We start from the raw sequence: 23,683 nt of genomic DNA on the forward strand, positions 1-23,683 counted from the left end.
GGCCGATCTGCCCCTTCGCGCTGTTCCGTCACCTTCAGGACTGGCTCGGCCTGCCCGAGGAAGTCGGCGGGGGCGAGATCAACACCACCCTGTTCCTGATGGTCCGCAGCGGCCTCTACACGTCGAACACCCACGACGTGGCGACGGGCACCATCACCCTCGGCGCCGAGACGCGCCTGACCGCCTCCCGCACCCTGACGGTCTGCCTGCACGGCGAGCCCTGCGGCGATCCCGAGGACACCGACATCTGAGAGGTTTCGGGTGAGCGCGGCGCGCCACCCGACACGTAGCGGCCCCCGCCAGTGCTGCAACACCAGCGAGGGCCAACCCCGAACCCAAGGAGCTGAAACCATGGAACAGGGCACCCGCCTTGATAGCACCCGCATGTCCGCTGCACAGGACATTCGCGACGATGCCGGGGAGGACCACGCGCTGGACGCGGCCGTCGCCGCGCTGCTGACGGCGCCTTCGGCGAAAGCCGACGCGCCCGAGCCCGATCATGAACTTCTGCGCCTGGGCGTCGAGTTCGACGCAGCACATGCTGCTTGGCTCGATGCCGTCGAGGCCAATCGCGAACCGACCGAACGCTTCACGGCCTTCATAGACGCCGCGAAGGCAACGGGTGGCCCAACCATCAAGGAGTTGGAAGCTGCCTGGGCGTTGCCGGGAGTTACCGAGGCAAATCATCGTGACGACGAAGCCTTCGCTGTCGTGACTGATCTCGGGCTCGAAATCCTAAAGATGCCGGCTACCTCTCTCGCCGGTCTCGCAGTCCATGCGCGGGCAGTGATCCCCAATGTTTGGGTGCTTGGCGACTACGAACAGGATGCCGAGCTTGGTGACAGGGAGGACCTGCCGGAGAAACCGGTGCGTGCACTGATCCAGTCGGCCTTGAGCCTCGCAGGCGTTGACTGGAAGGGACGGCCCGCTGCTTCACCCCTCAGCGTCGCTGTCACTCCCCCACCCGCACCTTCCTCCGAGCCGGAGGTAGATTGGGACAAGCCACCCGAAGGCTTCATGGCATACCCGGCCGGCGAGCCGACCTCCTTCATCAACATCGCTTTGGGGATTCGGGTCGAGGCCGAGCGGCTTCACGCCATCGCCCTGCGCGAGGTGGCCCGTCGAGCGTCGGCTGATGATTGTCCGGAGTACGCTCGGGCTGGCCGGCTGGACCAACTACGCCGCAGATTCCGGGTCGCGGAACTGGATCGGGTCGCTAATCCCGAGCGAGCGATCCCGACCGAAATGATCGCAGCCAACGGCACGGTCTATTACGAGGATGCGGCCGGCAAAGCCCACCGCCGTCCGGTCACGGACTGGATCTCTTTCATGGCGCAGCGCATGGCCGGTGTAGCCCGCCGGGAGATGGCCCGGCAGTTCAACGCAGGTGCCGTGCAGGACCAGGACGCGAACGGCGCCTTCTACGACGATCTGCGTTGCAGCCATCGGCTCGATGCCCTGCACGATCTGGCCTTCCGGCCCAACAAGGTGTTCGAGGCGGCGCGAGAGTGTGCGGTCGGCAGCGCACCGCTTTCGCCTCGCGTCGTCGGTGCCCCGACGCCGGATCCGATCCTGGATCTGATCGAACGGCATCGCCAAGCCTATGCCGAGTGGGTTCCCTTCATGGAGGTGACGACCGAGCTTGTAGACGGGACCCCAGAGTATGCCCGCGCCGAGGCCGATGAGAGCGGTCCTAAGGACCGCGAGCGGGCCGCCTATGCCATGGTTCTGACGGCCCGGCCGATCTCGCTTGCTGGCCTCATCGCCTGGGCCAGTTACCTCCCCCAAGCCTTGGCCTCGAACAGCGTCGACCCCGACGAGGACGGCTCACAGGCCCTCGCCTCCCTGTGCGATGCCGTCCTGTCCCTGGTGCCGATCACAGCTTCTCACCCTGCCGAGCATCCCGACGCCGCCCTGATCGCACTCGGCGTCGAGCTTGAGGCCGCAGACGCCCGAATGAAGGTAGCGGACGCGGACTGCGACGCGCGCGCCGATGTCGTCTTCGCTGCCATGCCAGAACGTCCTTCGGCTCTGGTTTTCCGCGAGTCGGATCGCCCTTTCAACCTTCAGTGCGATGGCCGGTATATCGCTGATTTGGAGGGGACCCCCATCGACAGGGGGGACATCGAATGGATGACCCGGCGTCCTGCATGCCACGAGATCAAACGTCCCGTTCGGCCGGGCGAGCGAGCATGGCATGATTTCCCCGGTCACGTGCTCGATGTCGTGCCGTGGCCGGAAGCGCAGGCGCGGATCGATGAGATCGTATCCACCTGGAAGGCTTGGGACTCGGCAAAGGACGCCGTCAACGAGGCCCATGGTCTCCTCGAAGCGGAGGCACGATGCACAGCCGCCGATTCGGCGCTAAAATCGGTGCTGGACCGCATGGCCGCCCTCCCTGCGCGCACCGTTGAGGGCATGCACATCAAGCTCCGGGCGTTCCAAGACGCCGTACCGCACATGAGGGGAGCCAACTGGGGTGAGCTGATGCTGCGCTCCCTGATGCGGGATGCCGGGGTTGCTCTTCCTGAGATGGAGGCCTGAGCGATGAGCCCAGCCCCGATCCTCCACCCCCGCGACATCCCCGCCGTCACCTCCATCCTCCTCCGCGATGGCCGGGAGGTCCGCATCGACGACATCACGACGGCCGAGCAGGGCCGTCTCGTCCTCGCCGAGCTCGACGGCACCATCCTCGCCATCGAGGACCAGATCGCCCACTCGGACCAGACCACGCCCGAGGCGCAGGACTGGCGGGTGCGCGCCGAGCGGGCCCTGAAGGTGAAGCGCCGGTCCCGCCCGACCCTTCAGGCCCGCATCGGCACCCTCGGCCGCGCGGAGAAGGCCGCCGCCCACGCGGCCGTGCTCGGTCAAAAGGCAGTTCAGGTCGACGCCAAGCGCCAAGCCTTCGTCCACGCCGCCTACGAGATGGTCGGCCACGAGGTCTGCACCGAGATCTGGGCGCGGGCGGCCGAGCTGAAGCCCGAGGTGTTCGCCAACGGTGTTGCGGGAGGCCCAGCATGAGCGCGCTCGACCGCTTCGCCAAGGTGCGCGCCCTTCACGAGCGCACCGACAATCCGCACGAGAGGAAGGTGGCCGCGACCAAGATGACGGCCTTGGCTCGCGAGGCCGGGATGACGGTGGCGCAGGCCAAGCGAAAGCTCGACGCGCCGCCGGTCGTGACGCCCGCCCAGGCCGCAGCCTCGGCGTTCAACGACTTCTTCAACACGCCCGAGATGCGGGCCGCGCGTGCGGAGCGCGAGCAGGAGAAGCAGGCCCGGCGCGTCGAGATCCTCGCGCAGTATGGGAGCGCGGAGGCGGTCCATGCCGAGACCGACCGGGAGGCAGCCCTACGCCGCGCCTGCCAGCCGTTCACGATCTGGGACAACCGGCCGGGCTACGAGCGCACCTACACGCTCAGCGGCTGGAAGTATTTCGACGGCCGCTCGAAGCTGCCCTCAGCCGTCCTCAACGCGGTCAAGGCGGCATGGCCGCTCCCGCCGACCGTGAAGGAGGCATGGGCCGAGTACCGCGCCGCCGAGGCCCTGGACCGCGATCGTCAGACGATGGTCGAGTGGGAGCACTATCCCGAACTCTGGGTCGAGGTCCGGCGGTACGTCCTCGAGGATCTTCTCGACACGCTGCCGGCCTCGACGATCGGCGATGTCCTCGCCCGCCTGTCGTGGATGGAGAACGCCAACGAATTTGGCAGGTCTCACTCCGATCTGGCCGCCATCTATCCGACCCTCCGCGCTGATATCGAGCGCATGGGTGAGTGCCTGCAAGCACGGGAGACGCGCGATGCCGCCTGATCCCATCCACGCCGCCATCGCCGATCACCGGCAGGCCTGGAACGCGTTTCAGGTCGCCCCGGAGGGCGAAGACACGATCCTGGCGAACGACGCGATGTCCGAGGCCCTGGACGCGCTCCTCGCCGCGTCCTGCGCAACGCGTCCCGGCGCCCGCGCCCTACTGGCGCACCTGCGCTGGTGGCTGGCCGAGGAAGCCGAGTTCGCCGCCGGCTACCAGCCGGCCTACGGACGGGCCGAGGCGCGGGCCGCCGAACTCGCCATGCTGCTGGGGGCTCCGGCCTCCGGCTCCGGCGGGGCCGATCCGATCCATGCCGTCCTCGACGCGGCCAACACCGCCGAGACCGAGCACACCCTGGCGTGCGAAGCCCTCGACGAGACCGACGACGCATCCATGCGGGGCTGCAACGCCGCCTGCGAACGGGCGTCGGTGGCCCGGCACGCGATGATGCGGACCCTGCCGGCAACCCTCGGCGGCCTGCGCGCCCTGGCCTGCCACTACGTCCGCTGGGGCGAAGCCTGGGCCGACGACGGCTTCCTACACATCGCCCGATCGCTGGCGGGGTGCGAGCCCCGGTTGGGCCTCACCCCTGGGAGTGACCGATGAAGGTGCCAGGTCCCGTCGAACTCAGCGCGGCCTGGAGCGGCCTGCCCGATTCCCTGCGCGACCACATCGGCTTCATCGCCTTCGACATGGTGTTCCAGGGCTTCCTGTCGGGGCAGGCCTACGGCCCGGAGGATCGGGTCCTGTCCTGCGACGAAGAACGCGGCGAGGCCTACGACCGCGAGTGCAGGGGAATGACCGAGCTCTACCGCACGGTCGAGGACGCGGTGCCCGACCTGTTCGGCCCCAAGGGCGAGAACCCGGCCTGGTGCGCGAACCCCGGCCCCTCGCCGACTCCCACGAACCAGATCACGACAGGCAACCCCTGATGCCCCGCCGCAGCGCCACGGTGACCCAGGCCGACATCGCCCGAGCGATCCGCGCCGTCCAGGCCGCTGGCCTTCCGGTGATGCGCGTCATCGTCCGGGCCGATGGCGTTGCGGTCGAGACGGTGAAGGCCGCCGATGCGGTCGAACCCGATGCGCCGCTGCCCCCCGTTGCGGATGAAGGCCGTGTGGTGGTCCTATGACCGCCGCCATGCCCAAGCCCCGTCCGCCCCACCTCGTCCGAGAGACCAACCGCCACGGCACCGTGGTCTGGTACGTCCGAGTGGGCCAGGGACCACGCACCCGGATGCGGGAGGCCTACGACAGCCCTGCGTTCTGGCGCGACTATCGTCTGGCGGTGGAGGGTAAGCCCATCGTTGAGCCCACCGGCCCCGCGCCGGGCACACTCGGCTGGCTGATCGCGAAGTACCTCACCACGGCCGAGTGGTCGGATTTCGCGCCGGCGACGCGCAAGCAGCGCCATGCCGTCTATCGCGCCATCGAGGAGACGGCCGGCACCGAACAGATCAAAGCGATCGACCGGCGGGCCATCCTGGCCGGCCGGGATCGTCGGCGGGACAAGCCGCACGCCGCCAACAACTTCCTGAAGGCGATGCGCGGCCTGTTCGGCTGGGCGGTCAACGCCGACTACGTCAGGGTCGATCCGACGCTCGGGGTGAAGCTGCTGTCCGGCGGCAACGACGACACCGGCTTCCATGCCTGGACCGAGGACGAGCTCGCGCGCTTCGAGGAGCGCTGGAAGATCGGGACCCGTCAGCGCCTCGCATTCGACCTCTTGCTCTACACCGGCCTGCGCCGCGGCGATGCCGTTCGCCTCGGCCGCCCGCACGTCCGCGACGGCGAGTTCACGATCCGCACCGAGAAGACCGGGATGGTGGTGGTCGCCCCGATCCTGCCGCCGCTGGCAGACTCGATCGCCGCGACACCGACGGGCGAACTCACCTTTATCGCGACGGATCGCGGCCGGCCCTTCACCAAAGAGTCGTTCGGGACGTGGTTCGGGAAGGTGTGCCGAGAGGCTGGCTGCCCCGGCTCGGCCCATGGTCTGCGCAAGGCTGGGGCGCGGCGTGCGGCCGAGGCCGGCGCCAGCGAGGCGCAGCTCAACGCGCTGTTCGGATGGGCGGATGGAAGCCGGGAAAGTGCGACCTACACGAGGACTGCGAACCGCGCGCGACTGGCTCGTGAGGCCAAAAGAAATCCCGCACCAGTTTCCCGGGTGCGGGATGCAAACCTAAAAGCGATTTGATTTCAGCAAGTTAGAAATCAATTGGTGCCCAGGAAAGGACTCGAACCTTCACCTCTTGCAAGACTGGTACCTGAAACCAGCGCGTCTACCAATTCCGCCACCTGGGCCTGTCGGGGCCGCTCGCGGCGCCGACGTGGGTTCGTTTAGGCGGAGCGGAGGCACCCGTCAATCGGGATTTTCGCTTCCGCCCCATCTTGATGACGTCAGGCTTGCGGCCAGGCGCGGATATCGACGAAATGGCCCGCCACGGCCGCCGCCGCCGCCATGGCGGGGGAAACGAGGTGGGTGCGGCCGCGATGGCCCTGGCGGCCCTCGAAGTTGCGGTTCGAGGTCGAGGCGCAGCGCTCGTTGGGGCTCAGGCGGTCGGCGTTCATGCCGAGGCACATGGAGCAGCCCGGCTCGCGCCAATCGAAGCCCGCGTCCTTGAGGATGCGGTCGAGGCCTTCCGCCTCGGCTTGGGCTTTCACCAAGCCGGAGCCCGGCACCACCATGGCGGAAACGTTGGCGTGGACCTTGCGGCCCTCCACCACCTTGGCCACGGCGCGCAAGTCCTCGATGCGGCCGTTGGTGCACGAGCCGATGAACACCCGGTCGATGGCGATGTCGGTGATCTTGGTGCCGGGCGTCAGGCCCATATAGTCGAGGGCCTTTTCCTTCGACTGGCGCTTGTTCTCGTCGGCGATCAGGGCCGGGTCCGGCACGGCGCCGGAGACGGAGATCACGTCCTCCGGGCTGGTGCCCCAACTGACAATGGGGGGGAGGTTCGCTGCGTCCAACCGCACCTCGCGGTCGAAATGCGCGCCTTCGTCGGAGACCAGGGTGCTCCAGTAGGCGCAGGCGCGCTCGAATGCTTCGCCCTGCGGCGCCTTCGGCCGGCCCTTCACATACGCGAAGGTGGTGGCGTCGGGCGCCACGAGGCCGGCGCGGGCGCCGCCCTCGATGGACATGTTGCAGATGGTCATGCGCCCCTCCATCGAGAGGGCGCGGATGGCCTCGCCGGCATACTCGATGACGTAGCCGGTGCCGCCGGCGGTGCCGATCTCGCCGATGATGGCCAGCACGATGTCCTTCGCCGTCACGCCGGGCGGCAGGACGCCGTCCACGGTGACGCGCATGTTCTTGGCCTTCTTCTGCAGCAGCGTCTGGGTGGCGAGGACGTGCTCCACCTCCGAGGTGCCGATGCCGTGGGCGAGCGCCCCGAACGCGCCGTGCGTCGAAGTGTGGCTGTCGCCGCACACGATGGTCTGGCCCGGCAGGGTGAAGCCCTGTTCGGGGCCGATGACGTGGACAATGCCTTGGCGCCGGTCCAGGGCGTCGTAGAACTCGATGCCGAAATCGCGCACGTTCTCGGCCAGCGCCTCGAGCTGGATGCGGCTTTCCGGATCCTCGATGCCCAAGCTCCGGTCCGAGGTCTGGACGTTGTGGTCCACCACGGCCAGCGTCTTCTCCGGGTGGCGCACCCGGCGCCCGGCCACGCGAAGCCCCTCGAATGCCTGCGGACTCGTCACCTCGTGGACGAGGTGGCGGTCGATGTAGAGGAGGGCTGTGCCATCGGGCTCGACATCGACGACGTGGTCGTCCCAGATCTTGTCGTAGAGGGTGCGCGGCGCGGTCATGATCGGGTTGTCTTCGCGTTTCTTCAAGGGGCCTCGGTGCCCGGCTCTCCTTTAGTAATGTTCCAGACCGCCCAGCGAAAGTGGGCGTGCCGCCGCCCCGGACGGATGGCAGCGCCGACGATTCCGCATGTCGGGGCGCCCGCCCGCGTCACTGGACCGGGTCCGGAGCGGGAGCTAAAGCGAAACCGCGCCCTCGGGGGAGCGCGCACGAAACCCGCGAAGGTCAGCCATGTCGCCCGTCGGTTTGTCGCCCGTCGGTTTGCCGCCCGTCGATCTGCTGCTGCTCAAACCGATGCAGCCGAGCGTGATGGGGGCTCTCGCCGCACGCTTCACCCTGCATCGGGCCGACACGGCCCCGGATGGGGATGCGTTCTACGCCGAGATCGGGCCGCGCATCCGCGCCATCGCGACGGGGCCGCAGGTGACCGTGGACGCCCCCCTCCTCGAACGCCTGCCGAACCTCGAGATCGTGGCGAGTTTCGGGGTCGGGTACGACACAATCGATACCCGTACCGCCGCCGCGCGCGGGGTGGTGGTGACGAACACCCCCGATGTCCTGTCCGACGAGGTCGCCGACCTCACCCTCGGGCTCCTGCTGGCGACCCTGCGCCAGATCCCGCAGGCGGACCGCTACCTGCGGGCGGGGCATTGGCCGACGCGCCCCTATCCCCTCACCCCGACCCTGCGCGGGCGCAGCGTCGGCATCCTCGGCCTCGGGCGCATCGGCCGGGCCATCGCCACCCGCCTCGAAGGTTTCGGCGTCACCATCGCGTATCACGGCCGCCGCCGGCAGGCGGAGGTCGCCTATCCCTACCACGCCTCGCTGCTGGAGCTGGCGCGGGCCGTCGACGTGCTGGTGGTTGTGGCGCCGGGCGGGCCGGAGACGGACGGGCTCGTCGATGCCGGGATCCTCGCCGCCCTCGGCCCCCAGGGCATCCTCGTCAACGTGGCGCGCGGCAGCGTGGTGGACGAGGAAGCCCTCATCGCCGCCCTGAAGGACGGCACGATCCTGGGCGCCGGCCTCGACGTGTTCGCCCGCGAGCCGCACGTGCCGGCCGAGCTCGTGGCCATGGATCACGTGGTGCTGCTGCCGCATGTGGGGTCCGGCTCGGTTCACACCCGCGAGGCCATGGGCCGCCTCGTGGTCGACAACCTGCTCCACTGGTTCGCCGGCCGGGGACCGCTAACGCCCGTGCCCGAAACACCCGTGCCCAAGACGCACCGGGGTGGGCAGGCATGACCAGGATTGCAACGGTCGTCCGCCTCGGTCTCCTGACTCTCCTCGCCACGGGGGGGCCAGTCCACGCTCAAGACGCCTCCGCACCGGGGGCAGCGTCCGCTTCGCAGGTTGCGCCCGCCGCCCCGGACACGCCCGCCCCCTTCGTCGAGAGCCTGCCGAAGGACATCGCCGGGGTGCCGGGCACCTGGGATCTGTCGCGGGACGGCAGCACCCGACGCTGCGTCGTGACCCTGTCGGCCGAGAGCGGCGAAGCCGGACGGCGCCTGTCCTTCCCGGCCGGGTGCCGGCGGGCGCTGCCGGTCCTGAACGGGGTCGCCGGCTGGCTGTTCACGGACGGCGCCCTGCGCCTCGTGGACAAGAACCTGCGGCCGGTCCTGCCCTTCGCCCGGCGGCCCGATGCGCGCAGCCTCGTGGCAGCCGCGGATTCCGGCGAGCACTACAGCCTCGTTCCCCTCCAGATCGTCGCCATGGTGCCGGCGGTTCCGGTGGTTCCGGCGAGCGCCACCGCCCCCGCCTCCCCTCCCCCGCCGGGGGGCTTGGGGGCGCCGGAAACGGATCTCGGCGGCAAACCGCCTCCGGCCGGGCTCTACACCCTCGACCGCTACCGCGACCTCGACACCTGCCGGTTGGATCTCGCCGAGGGGCCGGAGCCGGCCCCCGTGCATATCCGCGACGGTTGCCGCGACAGCGGCTTGAGGGTGTTCGATCCGGTGTCGTGGCGCTTCGTCCGGGGGCGGCTGACCCTGACGGCCCGGCGCGGTCACACGGTCTCGCTCATTCCCATGGGGGACGGGCGCTGGCGGCGTGATCCGGAAGTGGGCACCACCTTCATCCTGCGCCGGATCGAGCCCGCGCCGTAGCGGCGGGTTTACCCGCCGCGTGTCCCCGGATTATGCCGTGGCGATGCTCACCGTCGCCGCCCTCTATCGTTTCGTCGACCTGCCCGATGCCGACGCGCTCCGCGATCCCGTCGAGGCCCTGTGCCGGGATCTCGGAATCACCGGCACGCTGCTGCTCGCCCGGGAGGGGATCAACGGCACGGTGGCGGGCGAGATGGACGCCGTCACGCAGCTCCTCGACGCCCTGCGCTCCGGCCCGCTATTCGGGGGGCGCCTGCGCGACCTCGACGTGAAGCTGTCCTCGGCGGAGGCCGCGCCGTTCGGGCGCCTCAAGGTCCGGGTCAAGCCCGAGATCGTGACCTTCGACGGCGGTGCCACCCATCCGGCTTTTTGCCCCGCGCGACCGGTTGCGCCGGAGGCGTGGAACGCCCTCCTCGACACGCCGGGGCTGCTCCTCATCGACACCCGCAACCGCTTCGAAGTGGCGCTGGGCAGCTTCCCGGGCGCCGTCGATCCGGGCACGCGCCGCTTCAGCGAGTTCCGCGCCTATGTCGACGGGCTCGATCCGGCAGCCCACCCGAAGGTGGCGATGTTCTGCACGGGCGGCATCCGCTGCGAGAAGGCCGGGGCCTACATGCGCAGCCGGGGCTTTGCCGAGGTCCACACCCTGGAAGGCGGCATCCTGCGCTACCTCGAAACCGTGCCGGAGACCGAAAACCGCTGGACGGGGGATTGCTTCGTGTTCGACGGCCGCATCGCGCTCGGCCCCGCCCTCGTCGAACGGCCCGACCATGCCCCCGAGACCCTGCGATGAACGAGACCCTGCGATGAGCGAACCCGACCTCGGCGCCCGGATCGACGCCCTGGAGATGCGCCTGACCGAGCAGGACGCGGTGATCGACGATCTCAACGCCACCATCACGGCGCAGTGGCGCCAGATCGACGCCCTGACGCGGCGGATGACGAAGCTCGTGGAAGAGATCGAGGAGGCGGGCAGCCGTCCCGGCTCGAACGCCCCGGAACCGCCGCCGCCGCATTATTAGACTTCGGCCGATCGCCTACGCCCCGACGCTCGCCTGACTGACGAACTTGGTGGTCAGATAGGGTTCGATGGCCTCCGAGCCGCCCTCGCTGCCGTAGCCGGAATCGCCGACCCCGCCGAAGGGCGTTTCGGGCAAAGCGAGGCCGTGGTGGTTGATGCCGACCATGCCGCTGCGGAGCCGTTCGGCGACCTCCGTCGCCCGGGTGACGGAGCGGGTGTAGGCATAGGCCGCGAGCCCGTAGGGCAGGCGGTTGGCTTCCGCGTAGGCCGCCTCGTCGTCGGAGACGCGCTGGATCAGGGCCACGGGGCCGAACGGCTCCTCGTTCATGATGCGGGCTTCAAGCGGCACATTGCACAGCACGGTAGGGGCGAAGAAGTTGCCCCGGTTGCCGAGGCGGTGGCCGCCCGTGCGCAGCTCCGCCCCCTTGGCCACGGCGTCGGCGCACAGCGCCTCCATGGCCTCGAGGCGGCGGGCGTGGATCAGCGGCCCCATGGTCGTCTCGGGGTCGAGGCCGTCCCCGACCTTTCGCGATTCCGCGAACGCCACGAACCCATCGCGAAACCGTTCGTAGACGGCCTCGTGGACGAGGAAGCGGGTCGGGGCGACGCAGACCTGTCCGGCATTGCGGAACTTGTTGGCGCCGAGAACTGCCACGGCCTGCTCGATATCGGCATCGGCGAAGACGAGGGCCGGGGCGTGGCCGCCGAGCTCCATCGTCGCCCGCTTCATGTGGCGGCCGGCGAGCGCCGCGAGTTCCTTGCCCACGGGGGTCGAGCCGGTGAACGACATCTTGGCGATGACCGGATGCGGGATGAGGTAGCCGGAGATCATCGCGGGATCGCCGTACACGAGGGAGAGCACGTCGCCCGGCACCCCGGCATCGAGGAAGGCGCGCACGAGTTCGGCCGAGCTCGCGGGCGTGTCCTCCGGCCCCTTCAGGATCACCGAGCAGCCGGTGCAGAGGGCGGCCGAGACCTTGCGCACGGCCTGGTTGATGGGAAAATTCCAGGGCGTGAAGGCCGCGACCGGTCCCACGGGCTGGCGCAGGACGGTCTGGACCACGCCCTCCGCCCGAGCCGGGATGACGCGGCCATAGGCACGCTGCCCCTCGCCCGCGAACCAGTCGATGACGTCGGCGCCCGCCAGGGTCTCCATCCGCGCCTCGGCCAGGGGCTTGCCCTGTTCGAGGGTCATGATGCGGGCGATGGCTTCGACGCGCTGGCGCAGGAGGTCGGCGGCCTTGCGCAGGATCTTGCCGCGCTCGAACGCCGAGACCCGGCGCCACGCCGCGAAGCCCCGCGCGGCGGCGGAAAGCGCCCGGTCGAGGTCTCCCTGCGTGGCGACGGCGCAGGTGCCGAGGGTTTCGCCCGTGGCGGGGTTGAGGACCGGCAGGGTCTCGCCCGCCTCGCCCCCGGTCCAGGCACCGGCGATGTGCAGGCTCACGTTGGGATAGGTCATGGGCGGCTCCCGCGCGTTGGACGGCCCGGGGGTTGTGTGCCCTTCGGGCCAGCGCCGCAAGCGGGCGAAGGGTCAGGCCGCCATGCGGGGCACGATGGCGGCGTCCGGCCCCGTGAGGGTGACGGTGCCGCCCCGCGTCGCCTGGAGAGTCCCGCCCTTCGGAACCACCTTCCAGCCGTCGCGGCATCCGTCGATGGGTTCGGACACCACCACGAGGCCCGTCTCGGTCTGGCGGTAATACAGGCTCGGCGGGTGCCCGTCGCAGGCCCAGCGATAGGCGGTCAGGGTGTCGCCATCGGTCACCACGGCGGTGAAGCGCAGCGGTTCGGTCGCGTCCGCCGCCCGCATGAGGTCGCGCACCGTCGAGAGGGTGCGGGCCATGGCGCCGATGGGATCCTCCGCGAGGCCGTTGGACAGCGCCAGGAGGAAGATCGCCTCGGAATCCGTGCTGCCGCGCCGGACATCGTAGAGGTCGTCGGGAATCAGGGCTTCGAGACGGCGCTTGATCTTGAGATAGCCGCCGATCTGGCCGTTGTGCATGAACAGGTGCCGCCCATGGGCGAAGGGATGGCAGTTCGCCCGCGTGGTCGCCGTCCCCGTCGAGGCGCGGACATGGGCGAAGAACATCCGCGCGCGAACCTGCTGGCACAGATTGACGAGGTTCTCGTCGGACCAGGCCGGGCAGACGTCGCGGTAGAGTCCCGGATCGGTCCGTTCCCCGTACCAGCCGATCCCGAACCCATCGCCGTTGGTCTCGGTCTTCGCTTCCGTCGCGTGGAGCGACTGGTGGACCAGGGAATGCGTCGGCGCGCAGACGAGGTCGGTCAGGAAGACGGGATCACCGGAATACGCAAGAAAACGGCACATGGCAGGCAGACACCTCCTGTGGGATTCGCGCGGGGTGCCTCCCATTCGCCAGTCCGCGACCCCGCTTCGCGTCCTCAGGCCGTTCCTCGTCCAAGCGCCGATTTTCCGACCGGAACGGTGAACGAGTGGTTAAGGCCACCGCCCCGTCGTGGCCCGTGTCGGCGACGCAAGAGATGGACCGTATGGGTGGCGACCCTGGCCCCGCACCATGGCGAGAAGACGATGGCGGCGTGACGGCGGCCGGCGAAACCGGGATGGTTGCGGGAACCGCATAGCCGAATTCGCATTTGCGACCCTTGCCGGGGGCGGCGTGGCAGAGCAGCATCACCTCCAGAGAATCAACACGGCGGGCGATCGATGCGGGTTTGCCCCCCTCGGAGCCCCTTCGCCCCCCGTCCTCGTCTCGTTCACCCTAGAGAAGGAGCCCCCATGGCCCAATCCCTGCCGGACTGTCCGATCGCCCTCGTGGTCGAGGATGACGCGGCCGTACGCGACCTCGCCACGGCGGTGCTCGAAGAGACGGATCTCGATGTCATCGCCTGCGAGAGTGCCGAGGCGGCCATCTCCGTCCTCGAACGGGCCGGCGGCCACGTCGCCCTGCTGTTCGCCGATGTGAAGCTCGGCGGCGGCATGGACGGGATCGACCTCGCCACGGCGGTGGGCCGGCGCTGGCCGGAGGTTCGGGTGGTGCTGACCTCGGGCGGCGACGCCAAGGGCGCCGGGCGGATCCCGAGCCGAGCGGTCTACATGCAGAAGCCCTGGCGCGCCCTCGACGTGCTGGTCCAGGCCGAACATGCCACCCTGGCGGCCCGCGCGGCGTGAGGTTTTCCGCTTTCCGCTTGGATGAAGCGGAGGGCGAAGCGGTCAGCCCGCGTGGCGACCATGGGCACCAACGAAAAGGCCCGGCCGCGCGACGCGGCCGGGCCTTTTCGACGCCGGGTCCGATCCTGAGGATCGAACCCCCGAGCCTGTGCTTCAGGCAGCGCCGCCGACGGCGGGCAGCACGGTCGGAGCGGTCGGCGCGAACGGCGAACCGCCGGGACGACGCGGCGCACCGGCACCGAAACGGGGCTTCGGCTTCGGAGCGGCGATCAGGCCCTCGCGGATGGCGGTCTTGCGCGCCTGCTTGCGGGCGCGGCGGACGGCCTCGGCCTTCTCGCGGGCCTTGCGCACGGACGGCTTCTCATACGCCTTGCGCTGCTTCATCTCGCGGAAGATGCCTTCGCGCTGCATCTTCTTCTTGAGAACGCGGAGAGCCTGGTCGACGTTGTTGTCGCGAACGAGTACCTGCAACGGTCTAGATCCTCTGAGACATAGGTTTGTTTTCGGACGGCGCCTCGTCACGGCCCATCGTGCTCCCGTGGGAGAGATGGAACCGACAAACGTCCCGGACCCGGAATTGGCTTCCGGGCGGGACGTCGATCGGACGACCTCGAATCGGCGCAGAAACTGCACTTGGGGCAGGCTCATACACGAAGCCCGGTCGAGTTCCAACCGCCGGAACGCGATTCTGACATCCATGTGTCATCGGCGCCCGCGAGCTGGCGGCCTGCGGTCAGGCGTGAGACTGGATGAAGTTGCGCACGAGCGGATAGGTCTGGCTTTCCCATTTCCGGCCCGAGAACACGCCGTAATGGCCCACCCCCGCCTGGAGGTGATGGCTCTTCATGTGGGGGGCGAGGCCGGTGCAGAGATCGTGGGCCGCCATGGTCTGGCCGACGGCGCAGATATCGTCGCGCTCGCCCTCGACGGTCATCAGCGCCGTGCGTCGGATTGCCCGCATGTCGATGGGATTGCCCCGGTAGGTGAGCTCGTTCTTGGCCAGGGTGTAATCCTGGAACACGGTCTTCACCGTCTCGATGTAGAATTCCGCCGCGAGATCGAGGACGGCGAAATACTCGTCATAGAAGGTCTCGATCTGCCGCGCCTTCTCGGTCTCGCCGTTGGCCAGGTGCCAGAACAGGTCGGCATGCCCCTGCATGTGCCGCTTCGCGTTCATGGACACAAAGGCCGAGACCTGCATGAAGCCGGGATAGACCCGCCGGCCGGCGCCCTTGTGGCGCGCCGGCACCGTCGAGATGAGGTTCTTCTCGAACCATTCGATGGGCTTCGAGGTGGCGAGGTGGTTCACGGAGGTCGGACTGATGCGACAATCCACCGGACCGGCCATGAGGGTCATGCTGCGCGGCTGCGCGGCGTCCTTCGACTGGGCCATGACGGCGGCGGCGGCGAGCGCCTGCACGGCCGGCTGACACACGGCGACGAGGTGGGCACCCTCCCCGATGGTGCCGAGGAAGCGCACGAGGTGATCGACGTAATCGTCGAAGCCGAAGGCACCGTCCGCGAGGGGCACGTCGCGGGCATTGTGCCAGTCGGTGATGTAGACGTCGTGATCGGCGAGCAGGGTCTTGACCGTGCCACGCAGGAGTGTCGCGAAATGCCCCGACAGCGGCGCCACGACGAGGACCGGCGGCTGGACCGTGTCGATGTCCTTGCGGAAGCGCAGGAGGGTGCCGAAGGGCGTGGAGACCACGGCCTGCTCGGTCACGGGCACATCGCGATTGCCGACGCGGACGGAATCGATGCCGTAGGCCGGGCGGGTGAAGGTGAGGCCGGCGCGCATCATCATGCGGGCACCCGCCGACCACCAGGTCATCGGCTCCCGGTAGCCGGCGGCGGTCCAGGGCGAGACCGCATCATGAACCAGACGCCCCCATGCACGGGTCCGTTCCGCCAGATCCGTCTGGGCATCGAAGGCATGATAAAGCATGGCGCTGCAGATCTCCTACGCGGACGAACCGGATCGCGAAACATCCGTGTGGGGCGCGCAAGGCAAAAGCCTCGCCACCAGCGGGCGCATAGGCTGATCCAGGTGAGTCTGCAACGCAACGGTCGCCGAGAGTATTCCCCCGCTGCTGTTGTACGCCTGCATCACGGGTCGCCCCTCCCGGGGCAGACCACGACGACCGGCAAGATAACGCCAAATCCCGCGCCCGAAGGTAGCCCCGCTCACCGCCGGCGCCCCCCCAGCCGCGCCCTTCCCAATCGCGGCGCGTCCGCGCTCCTACGGGGCCTCCCGCGCCGCGAGGTTTCGGCACGAGTCTTGGATCAGTCGCGCCAAGGCCGGACGAGACCGACCGCCGACAGAAACCACCGAGGAATCCCCATGCCGACGGCGACACTCACCATTTCGAGTCGCAATTATTCGTCGTGGTCCCTGCGGGGCTGGCTCGTCTGCCGCATGGCGGATCTCGACTTCGAGACGGAGCTGCTCTCGGGTAACGACGCCTCCACCCGCGCCGAGTTGCTCCACCTCTCGCCGTCCTTCCTCGTGCCCCGCCTTTGCCATGGCGACATCGTGGTGTGGGACACCCTCGCCATCGCGCAATATCTCAACGAGATCCGCCCCGAGGCCGGCTTCCTGCCGAAAGACGCCGTGGCCCGGGCGCATTGCCGCTCCATCGCGGGGGAGATGCATGGCGGCTTCATCAATCTGCGCTCGGCCCTGCCGATGAACATCAAGGCCCGTCACACCCGGTTCCAGATCTTCAACGGGGCACGCGGCGACATCGACCGCCTCGTCAGCATCATGGAGGAGTGCCTGTCGCGCTACGGCGGCCCCTACCTGTTCGGCGAGACGCCGAGCCTCGCCGACGCCATGCTGGCCCCCGTGTGCTCCCGGTTCGTCACCTACGACGTGCCGGTTTCGGCCGGCGCCGCCGCCTACCGCGACACGATCCTGGCCTGGCCCCTGATGCGGGAATGGATCGCGGCCGCCCTCGCAGAACCCGACGAGATCGAAGAACTCGACATGGAGTTCTGATTCAGACGAACTCCGTCTGATTCCTTCGGAATGGCGGAGTTCGGCTTCGCTCAGGCGCCGCGCGGGCTTGCCGATCCAGTCTCCGCTGGATCATTCCGCCGCCATCCGCTCCGGCGCCGGCCGCGCCGCCGTCGCCGCGAGGGGCAGTTCCAGGCGGGCGGCGAGGCCGCGCGGCCGTCGGTTCTCCAGGATCAGGCGGCCGTCATGGGCCTCCGCGATGGCGGCGACGATGGAGAGGCCGAGGCCGAAACCGCTCGCCGTGTCGAGGTTGCGGGCCCGGTCGCCGCGCACGAAGGGCTGCAGCATCGCCTCGCGCTCCGCTTCCGGGATGCCGGGACCGTCGTCCCACACTGCCACCACCACCCGGTGCTCCGCCTGGGTGATGTGCAGGCGCGCGCCGCCGCCATACTTCACGGCGTTGTCGACGAGGTTCGTCACCGCGCGCTGCAACTCCTCGGGGCGCCCTCGGACGAGGACGTGACGGGTGGCCGCGACCCGGACGTCGGCGCCGACATCCGCGAAGGCATCGCTCACGGTCTGGACCAGGGAGGCGACATCGATGAGCGTCGCGGAGCCCTCCCCGCCGGTCTGGCCGTCGCGCACGAAGGACAGGGCGGTCTCGACGAGGCCGTTCATCTGATCGAGGTCGCGCAGGGTCATGGTGCGGGTGTGGTCGTCCTCGAGGAACTCGGCCCGCAGGCGCAGGCGGGTGATGGGGGTGCGCAGATCATGGCTGATGGCCGCCAGCATCTGAGTGCGGTCGTCGACGAGGCGCCGGACCCGCGCGCGCATGCGGTCGAGGGCCTGCGCCACGGCGACAACCTCCTGCGGCCCGTTCTCGGGCAGGGCGACGACGTTCATCCGGGTGCCGAACGCCTCCGCCGCCTGGGCGAGGCGGGCCAGCGGCCGAGTGAGGGCCCGGGCCGCCCACACGGTGACCAGCGACAGGGCCACGGCCAGGAACAGGAAGGTGACGACGATGGCCCCCTGCCGGATCGGCGGGCGCTCGTCGTCGGGCACGAGGGCGGAGAACCGCGCCCCGGCCGGTGTCACGATCCCCACCCGGATCCCCGGTGGCGTCTCGGAGGCCGCGAGGTCCGCCATGGCGAGGGGCCGACCGAAGCCGTCGCGCACGCGCCGGACCACGGAATGCGTCTTGAGGGCCTCGCTCACCGTACCGGCGGCAGCCGAGTCGGGCCAGGGCGCGAGGCGCAGGGTCGGCAGGCTCCGGGCGGCGGCATGCAGGAGGGCGTCGCGCGCGTCCGGCGCCGTGGCGTCGAGGAGGCGCGCCACGGTGGCGATCCGGGTGGCGGCCACCCCGGGATGATCGTCGGGCCGCCAGGGTTCGCGCAGGGTGAAGAACGCGAGGGTCGCCACCGCATGGGTCACCACCATGGCGGCGACGATGAGCAGGGCGATCTGCCCGGCGACGCTGCGGGGCCACAGGGCGGCGAGGCGGAGCCGGGGAGACCTCATGCGCGGGTGACCTCCGGGGTGAACAGGTAGCCGCCCGACCGGATGGTGCGGATGATCTCGGGGCTGCGCGGATCGCGCTCGATCTTCTGGCGGATGCGGCTGATGAGAACGTCGATGCTGCGCTCGAACGGTCCGGCGGCGCGCCCCTGGGTCAGGTCGAGGAGTTGATCCCGCGACAGCACGCGGCCCGGCCGCAGGCACAGGGCGTGGAGAAGATCGAACTCCGCCCCCGTGACGGCGATGCGGGCGCCCTCGGGGCTGACGAGCTGGCGCAGGGACACGTCGAGGGTCCAGTCGAGGAAGTGCAGGCGGCGCACGCCGGTCTCGTCCTCGGCTCCCGAGCCCCGCCGCAGGATGGCGCGGATACGCGCCAGGAGTTCGCGCGGGTTGAATGGCTTGCCGAGGTAGTCGTCGGCGCCGATCTCGAGGCCGACGATCCGGTCGATCTCCTCCGCCTTGGCGGTGAGCATGAGGACCGGGACCGTCGAGGTGGTCCGCAGGCGACGGCACAGGCTCAGACCGTCCTCGCCCGGCAGCATGAGATCGAGGACCACGAGGTCGACGCGGGCCTCGCGCAGGGCCTGCTCCATGGCGACCCCGTCTCCCGCCACGGTGACGCGGCAGGCATTGGCCCGGAGATAGCGCGCCACCAGGGCGCTGATCTCACGGTCGTCCTCGACCACGAGGATGTGGGGGGTCGCGGGCTGGGTCATGACGTGGGCGGGGCTCGGGACGGGCTTTCGCCTCGCCGTTATGGCCGTTCGCGCCGCCCGGGCGAAGGGGCCGGGGCGAGACGATTTGTAAACGGCTGTTTCCGGCCGCCCCCGACCCGCAACGGATTGCCGGATGGGGCGCCGATTCTTATGTCTGCGCGAATGGACGCCGGTTTCCGTGAGGCTCACGGATCGGATGGCGATCCCCTCTGGGAGACGACCGATGCAAAGCTCCGACCGTTCCGGCCCCAACCGCCTGTTCGACGATTTCGCCCGCCTGATGACCGATGCCGCCGGGGCGGCTCAGGGGGTGCGCCGCGAGGCCGAGACCGTGGTGAAGGCGCAGTTCGAGCGCCTGATCCGCGACATGGACATCGCCTCGCGCGAGGAACTCGACGTGCTGCGCGACATGGTCGCCGCCCTGCGCAGCCAGAACGACGCCCTCGCCCACCGTGTCGCCGCCCTCGAAGCGAAAGGCTCCGGCGGCGAGGCCGGTCCAGCCCCGGGCGCCACCGAGATTCTCTAAGGGATTCGGCCGAAAAAGCGCGGTCTTGCGTGTTTCCCGCACCATCGCGCTTGTGCACAGGAAGGAACGGTGGACGGTCGCTTTCCTGTTCACCGACTTCCGGGCGCGCTTTGAAAGCCGAGTCCGGCGCGGTCTATAGTGAGTCATGACCTGATTCGCTTCATCGCCCGAGCCACCCCGCCGCGACCACGACCGAGGCCGACGCATCCGCTCTCCGGATGAATACGGCCGGTCGCGGAGGGGTGATGCCGGATCTCCGCACAGCACGCCGACGATCCGTGCCGGATCGACACACTGGACCGCCATGACCCAACTCCATATCGAAGATCACGATCGGCACGAGCACCCCCTCGACATCGTCGAGCGCCTCGCGTCGCTGCGCGACTGGATCTTCGACCGGGCCGAGACCGACGAGATGTCCGTCTCCGTCGCCGGGCGCTGGGCCGAGTATCACGTCGCCTTCACGTGGATCGAAGATGTCGAAGCCCTGCACGTGGCCTGCGCCTTCGATCTCAAGGTGCCGGAGCGGCGCCGCACGGAGATTTTGAAGCTCGTCTCCCTCGTCAACGAGCAATTGTGGATCGGCCATTTCGACCTGTGGTCCACGGACAGCGTGGTGATGTTCCGCCACTCGCTCCTCCTCACCGGCGGATCGGCACCGACGCAGAACCAGTGCACCATGATGCTGAAATCGGCCGTCGATGCCTGCGAGCGCTATTATCAGGCGTTCCAGTTCGTGCTCTGGGCCGGCAAGCCCGCCCGTGAAGCCCTCGACGCCGTGCTGTTCGAGACCGAAGGCGAAGCGTGAGCCGGCTGCCCGCCTCCCTCACCCTGGTCGGCGCCGGCAAGATGGGGGGCGCCATGCTCGCCGGCTGGCTGGCCGGCGGCCTCGATCCGGCGCGGACCACGGTGCTCGATCCGCACGCCGCGCCCGATCTCGAAGCCCTCTGCGCCGCGCGCGGGCTCAGCCTCAATCCGGACCGGGTACCCGCCGCCGAGGCCCTGGTGCTGGCGATGAAGCCGCAGGGGCTCGACGCCGCCGCGCCGAATTTGGCGCCCCTTGTCGGAAGCGACACCCTCGTGGTGTCGATCCTGGCGGGCAAGACCATCGCGGACCTGCGCGCCCGGCTGCCGCGGGCGGGCGCCATCGTGCGGGCGATGCCGAACCTGCCGGCGAGCATCGGCCGGGGCGCCACCGGAGCGGTGGCGAGCGCGGAGGTCGACGCCGCCCAGCGCGGGGCGGCCGATGCCCTGCTGAGGAGCGTCGGCACTGTCGAATGGCTCGACGACGAGGCGCTCATCGATGCCCTCACGGCCGTTTCCGGGTCGGGGCCGGCCTACGTGTTCCTCCTGGCCGAGGCCATGGAACAGGCCGGGATCGCCGCCGGTCTGCCCCCCGAGATGGCGGCGCGCCTCGCTCGCGTCACGGTCTCCGGCGCGGGCGCCCTCCTGGACGCCAGCGACCGGCCGGCGGCGCAGCTGCGCCAGGACGTGACCTCGCCGGGCGGCACCACGGCGGCGGCCCTCGCGGTGCTCAGGCGCGACGGCGGCCTGCCCGACCTCATGCGGGAAGCGGTGACGGCGGCGCGCCATCGGGCGGGCGAATTGTCCGGGTAGCCACTTCGCCCTAACGACCCCGGCCGGTTCACCCTACATGGGAGGGACGGACGAGGATCGCAGCCGAAGGACCGCCCATGCCCAATTCCTCCGCCCAGGACACCACCGGAACCGAGGTCGCCGTGACGGCGCCAAGACTTTCCCCCCGCGAGGCCGCCGTCGAGGCGCTGATGCGGCTCGCCGCCGAGCAGCCCTGGAACGACATCGAGATCGGCGACATCGCCCGTGAGGCGGGCCTGAGCCTCGCCGAATTCCGCGACCTGTTCCCGTCGAAGGGTGCCGTTTTGGGCGGGCTCGCGCGGATCATCGACCGCAAGGTGCTGGAAGGCGACGGCAGCGACCTCGCCGACGAGCCGACCCGCGAGCGCCTGTTCGACGTGCTCATGCGCCGCCTCGACGCCATGACGCCGTACAAGGAGGCGCTTCGGCGGATCGCCCCGGCCCTGCGCGGCGATCCCCTGTCGATGCTGGCGCTCAACGGGGTGGCACTGAACTCCCACCGCTTCATGCTGGCGGCGGCCGGCATCGACACCGAGGGTCCGCTCGGGCGGCTGAAAGTCCAAGGCGTGGTCATCGCCTTCGCCCGCACCGTCGAGGTCTGGCTCGATGACGACGATCCGGCTTTGGCCCGCACCATGGCGCGGCTCGACAAGGAGATCCGCAACGGCGAACGCTTCATGGAACGCGCCGACGACGCCCGCCGCCTCACGGCGCCGCTCCGGGCCTTGGGTCGCTCGTTCTTCAACCGCGGCGCTCGCCGCCGCCCCCGCGACACCCGCAACGAGGACGACGGCAATCCCCTCGGCGGCGATCCGGCAGCGGCCATCTGATATGGTTTCCGGCCGATCCTTTTGGTCCCTGGAAATCGCGGGTCCCCTCTCCGGAAAGGAGAGGGACAGGGTGAGGTGGGTGACCGGGGCCGCGAAGCGGAACCCGGAATGACAGGGGTGGTGAACGACAAAGGGCCGCCCCCAGAGGGGCGGCCCTTTCCGTTTCAACCAACAGCGGCTTGATCAGCCGCCGAGACGATCGGCGAGGACGGCCGAGTGGCCGTGCTGGTTGGCGATGTAAGGCAGCGCCTGATTGGCGAACTCGCGACCCTGGGCGCTGTCGCCGTTGCGGGCATAGGCCTCGTAGAGACCGAGCGTCCGGGCATCCGAACGGGCCTGCTGGAGGGCGTAGGTGCGGTCGAACTCGCGGGCGGAGCGGGCGTTCTTGAGGGCGTCGATGCGGGCCTGACCCTCGGGGCCGATGGCGACGCGACGGCCGGGCTCACCGGGGCTGTTGTCGACGAGGCCGACGCCGCCGAGCACGCCGCCCACCACCTTCTGGGCGATGCCGGCCGAGATGGTCACGGGCGCGAGGATCACGCCGACGGGGTTGTCGAGGCGGGTCTCGAAGGGCTGGCTGTCCGACACCACAGTGCCGCCGGCGGTGAGCGACGTGCCCTCGGGCAGCAGCGCCTTGGTGGTGGCCTCACGCTCGGCGATGACGTGCTGGGCGTAGTTGCGTACGTTTGGGTTGCGCGAGCGCTCCAGGGCGATGCGGCTCGACTCGATGCTGACCGCATCCGACTTCAGGGCGGCGGAGCGGAACGCCGAGGTGTCACGGGCTGCGGGCGAGTTCCCGTCGTATTGCGGCGCGACGCGGACGGCCAGGGGCTCCTGCGCGAGGGCCGGGGTCGAGAGGACGGCGACGGTGAGGCCGACGGCGGCCAGAAGCTTGGCGTTGATCATCCGGAAAATCTCCTCGACGCGCCGTGGAGGCGCGTGTGGTGAATGAGTTTGCCGGCGGAAACGCTCGCTTGATGGAGGTGTTCCGGCTCCCAACGCATAGCTGCGCTGCAGCGGCTCCTCTCGGAAATTCGCGACTCTGGCTCCAGAGCAGCTTTCTTGCCCCGACCGTTATAGGCTTTTATTCTTGATTTTTGCGCGATGTGCGCATAGGATAAAATTCTTTAAAACTGCCCGGGGGTGCTCTTGTGGATCGGATGACGCTTCTTCGCTTTCGAGCTGATCTCAGCAGCGCAAAGCTAGATCTAGCGCTCCGGAAGTTCATCCTAGCTCTAAAGTTCGATCGGAGTCAGCCACGTATGCCAGCCAGCCAACCCAATGGGGGTCAATGGTCCGGTGAAGGCCCATTAGGGCGTGTCATCGCTTGAGCCAATCGAGGGCGGCTGCGAGGCAGAGGACGCCGGTGAAGCTGGCGGCGGTCTTTTCGTAGCGCGTGGCGATGGCCCGCCACTCCTTGAGCCTGGCCCATAGGCGCTCGACCTGGTTGCGGTTATTGTAGATCCAGTCCGGGCAGGCGACGGGCGCCTCATGGCGCTGGGGCGGGATCGCAGGCCGTGCGCCCATGGTCCAGATGTGGTCGCGAAAGGCGTGGCTGGTGTAGCCACGGTCGCCCACGACCCACTTGGGCACGCCGGGCAGCCCATCGAGCAACGGAACCGCATGGGGCAG

General features: G+C 69.4%; 27 protein-coding genes and 1 tRNA gene. 18 read left to right on the forward strand and 10 right to left on the reverse strand.

All coding sequences use genetic code 11. The features are described from left to right. Nucleotides 1-98: 98 nt before the first annotated feature. The 8 genes from BM249_RS21795 (at nt 99) to BM249_RS18135 (ending at nt 6,003) form a co-directional block, all read left to right on the forward strand. Complete coding sequence (locus BM249_RS21795) at nt 99-251, forward strand: hypothetical protein (protein WP_177232456.1); 153 nt, start codon at nt 99-101, stop codon at nt 249-251. A gap of 100 nt (nt 252-351) precedes the next feature. Next, nucleotides 352-2,544 carry a hypothetical protein gene (locus BM249_RS18105; protein WP_091974649.1) on the forward strand — a complete coding sequence of 731 codons (2,193 nt, stop codon included), beginning with the start codon at nt 352-354 and terminating at the stop codon, nt 2,542-2,544. A 3-nt stretch (nt 2,545-2,547) separates the two neighbouring features. After that, on the forward strand, nt 2,548-3,021 hold the full coding sequence (locus tag BM249_RS18110; RefSeq protein WP_091974651.1) for a hypothetical protein: 474 nt from the start codon (nt 2,548-2,550) through the stop codon (nt 3,019-3,021). Then, nucleotides 3,018-3,809, forward strand: a complete 792-nt coding sequence (locus BM249_RS18115; RefSeq protein ID WP_091974652.1) for a hypothetical protein — start codon at nt 3,018-3,020, stop codon at nt 3,807-3,809. Before BM249_RS18110 ends, BM249_RS18115 begins: the two co-directional genes overlap by 4 nt. Then, entirely contained in the window at nt 3,799-4,413 is a 615-nt protein-coding gene (locus BM249_RS18120; RefSeq protein ID WP_091974654.1) for a hypothetical protein, read from the forward strand. The genes BM249_RS18115 and BM249_RS18120 overlap by 11 nt, the downstream gene beginning before the upstream one ends. Then, nucleotides 4,410-4,739: a hypothetical protein gene (locus BM249_RS18125; protein WP_091974656.1), complete on the forward strand. Its 330-nt coding sequence runs from the start codon at nt 4,410-4,412 to the stop codon at nt 4,737-4,739. The genes BM249_RS18120 and BM249_RS18125 overlap by 4 nt, the downstream gene beginning before the upstream one ends. Further along, on the forward strand, nt 4,739-4,939 hold the full coding sequence (locus tag BM249_RS18130) for a hypothetical protein (RefSeq protein ID WP_091974658.1): 201 nt from the start codon (nt 4,739-4,741) through the stop codon (nt 4,937-4,939). The genes BM249_RS18125 and BM249_RS18130 overlap by 1 nt, the downstream gene beginning before the upstream one ends. Nucleotides 4,940-5,043: 104 nt before the next feature. Beyond that, entirely contained in the window at nt 5,044-6,003 is a 960-nt protein-coding gene (locus tag BM249_RS18135) for a tyrosine-type recombinase/integrase (protein WP_244528852.1), read from the forward strand. A gap of 22 nt (nt 6,004-6,025) precedes the next feature. On the opposite strand, the gene BM249_RS18140 is transcribed toward BM249_RS18135, so the two are convergent. After that, nucleotides 6,026-6,110 (reverse strand) — tRNA-Leu (locus BM249_RS18140). A 96-nt stretch (nt 6,111-6,206) separates the two neighbouring features. After that, nucleotides 6,207-7,619, reverse strand: coding sequence for a 3-isopropylmalate dehydratase large subunit (gene leuC / locus BM249_RS18145; protein ID WP_091974688.1), 1,413 nt, complete (start codon nt 7,617-7,619; stop codon nt 6,207-6,209). Nucleotides 7,620-7,911: 292 nt separating this feature from the next. Here leuC and BM249_RS18150 point away from each other — a divergent pair, with 292 nt between their 5' ends. The 4 genes from BM249_RS18150 to BM249_RS18165 are packed head-to-tail and all read left to right on the forward strand — an operon-like array spanning nt 7,912 to nt 10,741. Next, entirely contained in the window at nt 7,912-8,859 is a 948-nt protein-coding gene (locus BM249_RS18150) for a 2-hydroxyacid dehydrogenase (RefSeq protein WP_425284851.1), read from the forward strand. Further along, nucleotides 8,856-9,719, forward strand: a complete 864-nt coding sequence (locus BM249_RS18155) for an AprI/Inh family metalloprotease inhibitor (protein ID WP_091974662.1) — start codon at nt 8,856-8,858, stop codon at nt 9,717-9,719. Before BM249_RS18150 ends, BM249_RS18155 begins: the two co-directional genes overlap by 4 nt. 43 nt (nt 9,720-9,762) lie before the next feature. Then, nucleotides 9,763-10,512, forward strand: a complete 750-nt coding sequence (trhO, locus tag BM249_RS18160) for an oxygen-dependent tRNA uridine(34) hydroxylase TrhO (RefSeq protein ID WP_091974690.1) — start codon at nt 9,763-9,765, stop codon at nt 10,510-10,512. A gap of 13 nt (nt 10,513-10,525) precedes the next feature. Then, complete coding sequence (locus BM249_RS18165; protein ID WP_091974664.1) at nt 10,526-10,741, forward strand: SlyX family protein; 216 nt, start codon at nt 10,526-10,528, stop codon at nt 10,739-10,741. Nucleotides 10,742-10,756: 15 nt separating this feature from the next. Here the strand turns inward: BM249_RS18165 and BM249_RS18170 are convergent, their stop codons facing one another. Further along, complete coding sequence (locus tag BM249_RS18170; protein WP_091974665.1) at nt 10,757-12,199, reverse strand: NAD-dependent succinate-semialdehyde dehydrogenase; 1,443 nt, start codon at nt 12,197-12,199, stop codon at nt 10,757-10,759. Between the two features lie 72 nt (nt 12,200-12,271). Continuing rightward, a complete protein-coding gene (locus BM249_RS18175; protein WP_091974666.1) occupies nt 12,272-13,066 on the reverse strand; it encodes a class II glutamine amidotransferase in 795 nt (264 codons plus the stop codon). Nucleotides 13,067-13,495: 429 nt separating this feature from the next. On the opposite strand from BM249_RS18175, the gene BM249_RS18180 reads away from it, so the two are divergent. Next, nucleotides 13,496-13,888 carry a response regulator gene (locus tag BM249_RS18180; RefSeq protein ID WP_091974667.1) on the forward strand — a complete coding sequence of 131 codons (393 nt, stop codon included), beginning with the start codon at nt 13,496-13,498 and terminating at the stop codon, nt 13,886-13,888. Between the two features lie 153 nt (nt 13,889-14,041). On the opposite strand, the gene rpsU is transcribed toward BM249_RS18180, so the two are convergent. Next, a complete protein-coding gene (gene rpsU / locus BM249_RS18185; protein ID WP_091974669.1) occupies nt 14,042-14,359 on the reverse strand; it encodes a 30S ribosomal protein S21 in 318 nt (105 codons plus the stop codon). 262 nt (nt 14,360-14,621) lie between these two features. After that, nucleotides 14,622-15,836, reverse strand: a complete 1,215-nt coding sequence (locus BM249_RS18190) for a polyhydroxyalkanoate depolymerase (RefSeq protein ID WP_091974670.1) — start codon at nt 15,834-15,836, stop codon at nt 14,622-14,624. 396 nt (nt 15,837-16,232) lie between these two features. On the opposite strand from BM249_RS18190, the gene BM249_RS18195 reads away from it, so the two are divergent. Continuing rightward, nucleotides 16,233-16,889, forward strand: coding sequence for a glutathione S-transferase family protein (locus BM249_RS18195; protein WP_091974672.1), 657 nt, complete (start codon nt 16,233-16,235; stop codon nt 16,887-16,889). A 90-nt stretch (nt 16,890-16,979) separates the two neighbouring features. On the opposite strand, the gene BM249_RS18200 is transcribed toward BM249_RS18195, so the two are convergent. Continuing rightward, nucleotides 16,980-18,365, reverse strand: coding sequence for an ATP-binding protein (locus tag BM249_RS18200; protein ID WP_091974674.1), 1,386 nt, complete (start codon nt 18,363-18,365; stop codon nt 16,980-16,982). Then, nucleotides 18,362-19,078 (reverse strand): response regulator, encoded by a 717-nt coding sequence (locus BM249_RS18205; protein WP_091974676.1) that lies wholly within the window; start codon nt 19,076-19,078, stop codon nt 18,362-18,364. Before BM249_RS18205 ends, BM249_RS18200 begins: the two co-directional genes overlap by 4 nt. 223 nt (nt 19,079-19,301) lie before the next feature. On the opposite strand from BM249_RS18205, the gene BM249_RS18210 reads away from it, so the two are divergent. The 4 genes from BM249_RS18210 (at nt 19,302) to BM249_RS18225 (ending at nt 22,051) form a co-directional block, all read left to right on the forward strand. Continuing rightward, complete coding sequence (locus tag BM249_RS18210; RefSeq protein WP_091974678.1) at nt 19,302-19,604, forward strand: accessory factor UbiK family protein; 303 nt, start codon at nt 19,302-19,304, stop codon at nt 19,602-19,604. Between the two features lie 304 nt (nt 19,605-19,908). After that, a complete protein-coding gene (locus BM249_RS18215; protein ID WP_091974680.1) occupies nt 19,909-20,412 on the forward strand; it encodes a type III secretion system chaperone family protein in 504 nt (167 codons plus the stop codon). Nucleotides 20,413-20,417: 5 nt separating this feature from the next. Continuing rightward, nucleotides 20,418-21,221: a pyrroline-5-carboxylate reductase gene (proC, locus tag BM249_RS18220; RefSeq protein WP_177232457.1), complete on the forward strand. Its 804-nt coding sequence runs from the start codon at nt 20,418-20,420 to the stop codon at nt 21,219-21,221. A gap of 77 nt (nt 21,222-21,298) precedes the next feature. Next, complete coding sequence (locus tag BM249_RS18225; protein ID WP_244528853.1) at nt 21,299-22,051, forward strand: TetR/AcrR family transcriptional regulator; 753 nt, start codon at nt 21,299-21,301, stop codon at nt 22,049-22,051. 183 nt (nt 22,052-22,234) lie between these two features. Here BM249_RS18225 and BM249_RS18230 read toward each other — a convergent pair whose 3' ends face one another. Both BM249_RS18230 and BM249_RS18235 read right to left on the reverse strand, forming a co-directional pair. Further along, nucleotides 22,235-22,954: a DUF4142 domain-containing protein gene (locus BM249_RS18230; RefSeq protein WP_425284852.1), complete on the reverse strand. Its 720-nt coding sequence runs from the start codon at nt 22,952-22,954 to the stop codon at nt 22,235-22,237. A 417-nt stretch (nt 22,955-23,371) separates the two neighbouring features. Next, a partial coding sequence (locus BM249_RS18235; RefSeq protein WP_143103797.1) for a transposase occupies nt 23,372-23,683 on the reverse strand: 312 nt, incomplete at its 5' end.

This window comes from Methylobacterium gossipiicola, from assembly GCF_900113485.1.
Taxonomy (GTDB): Bacteria; Pseudomonadota; Alphaproteobacteria; order Rhizobiales; family Beijerinckiaceae; genus Methylobacterium; species Methylobacterium gossipiicola.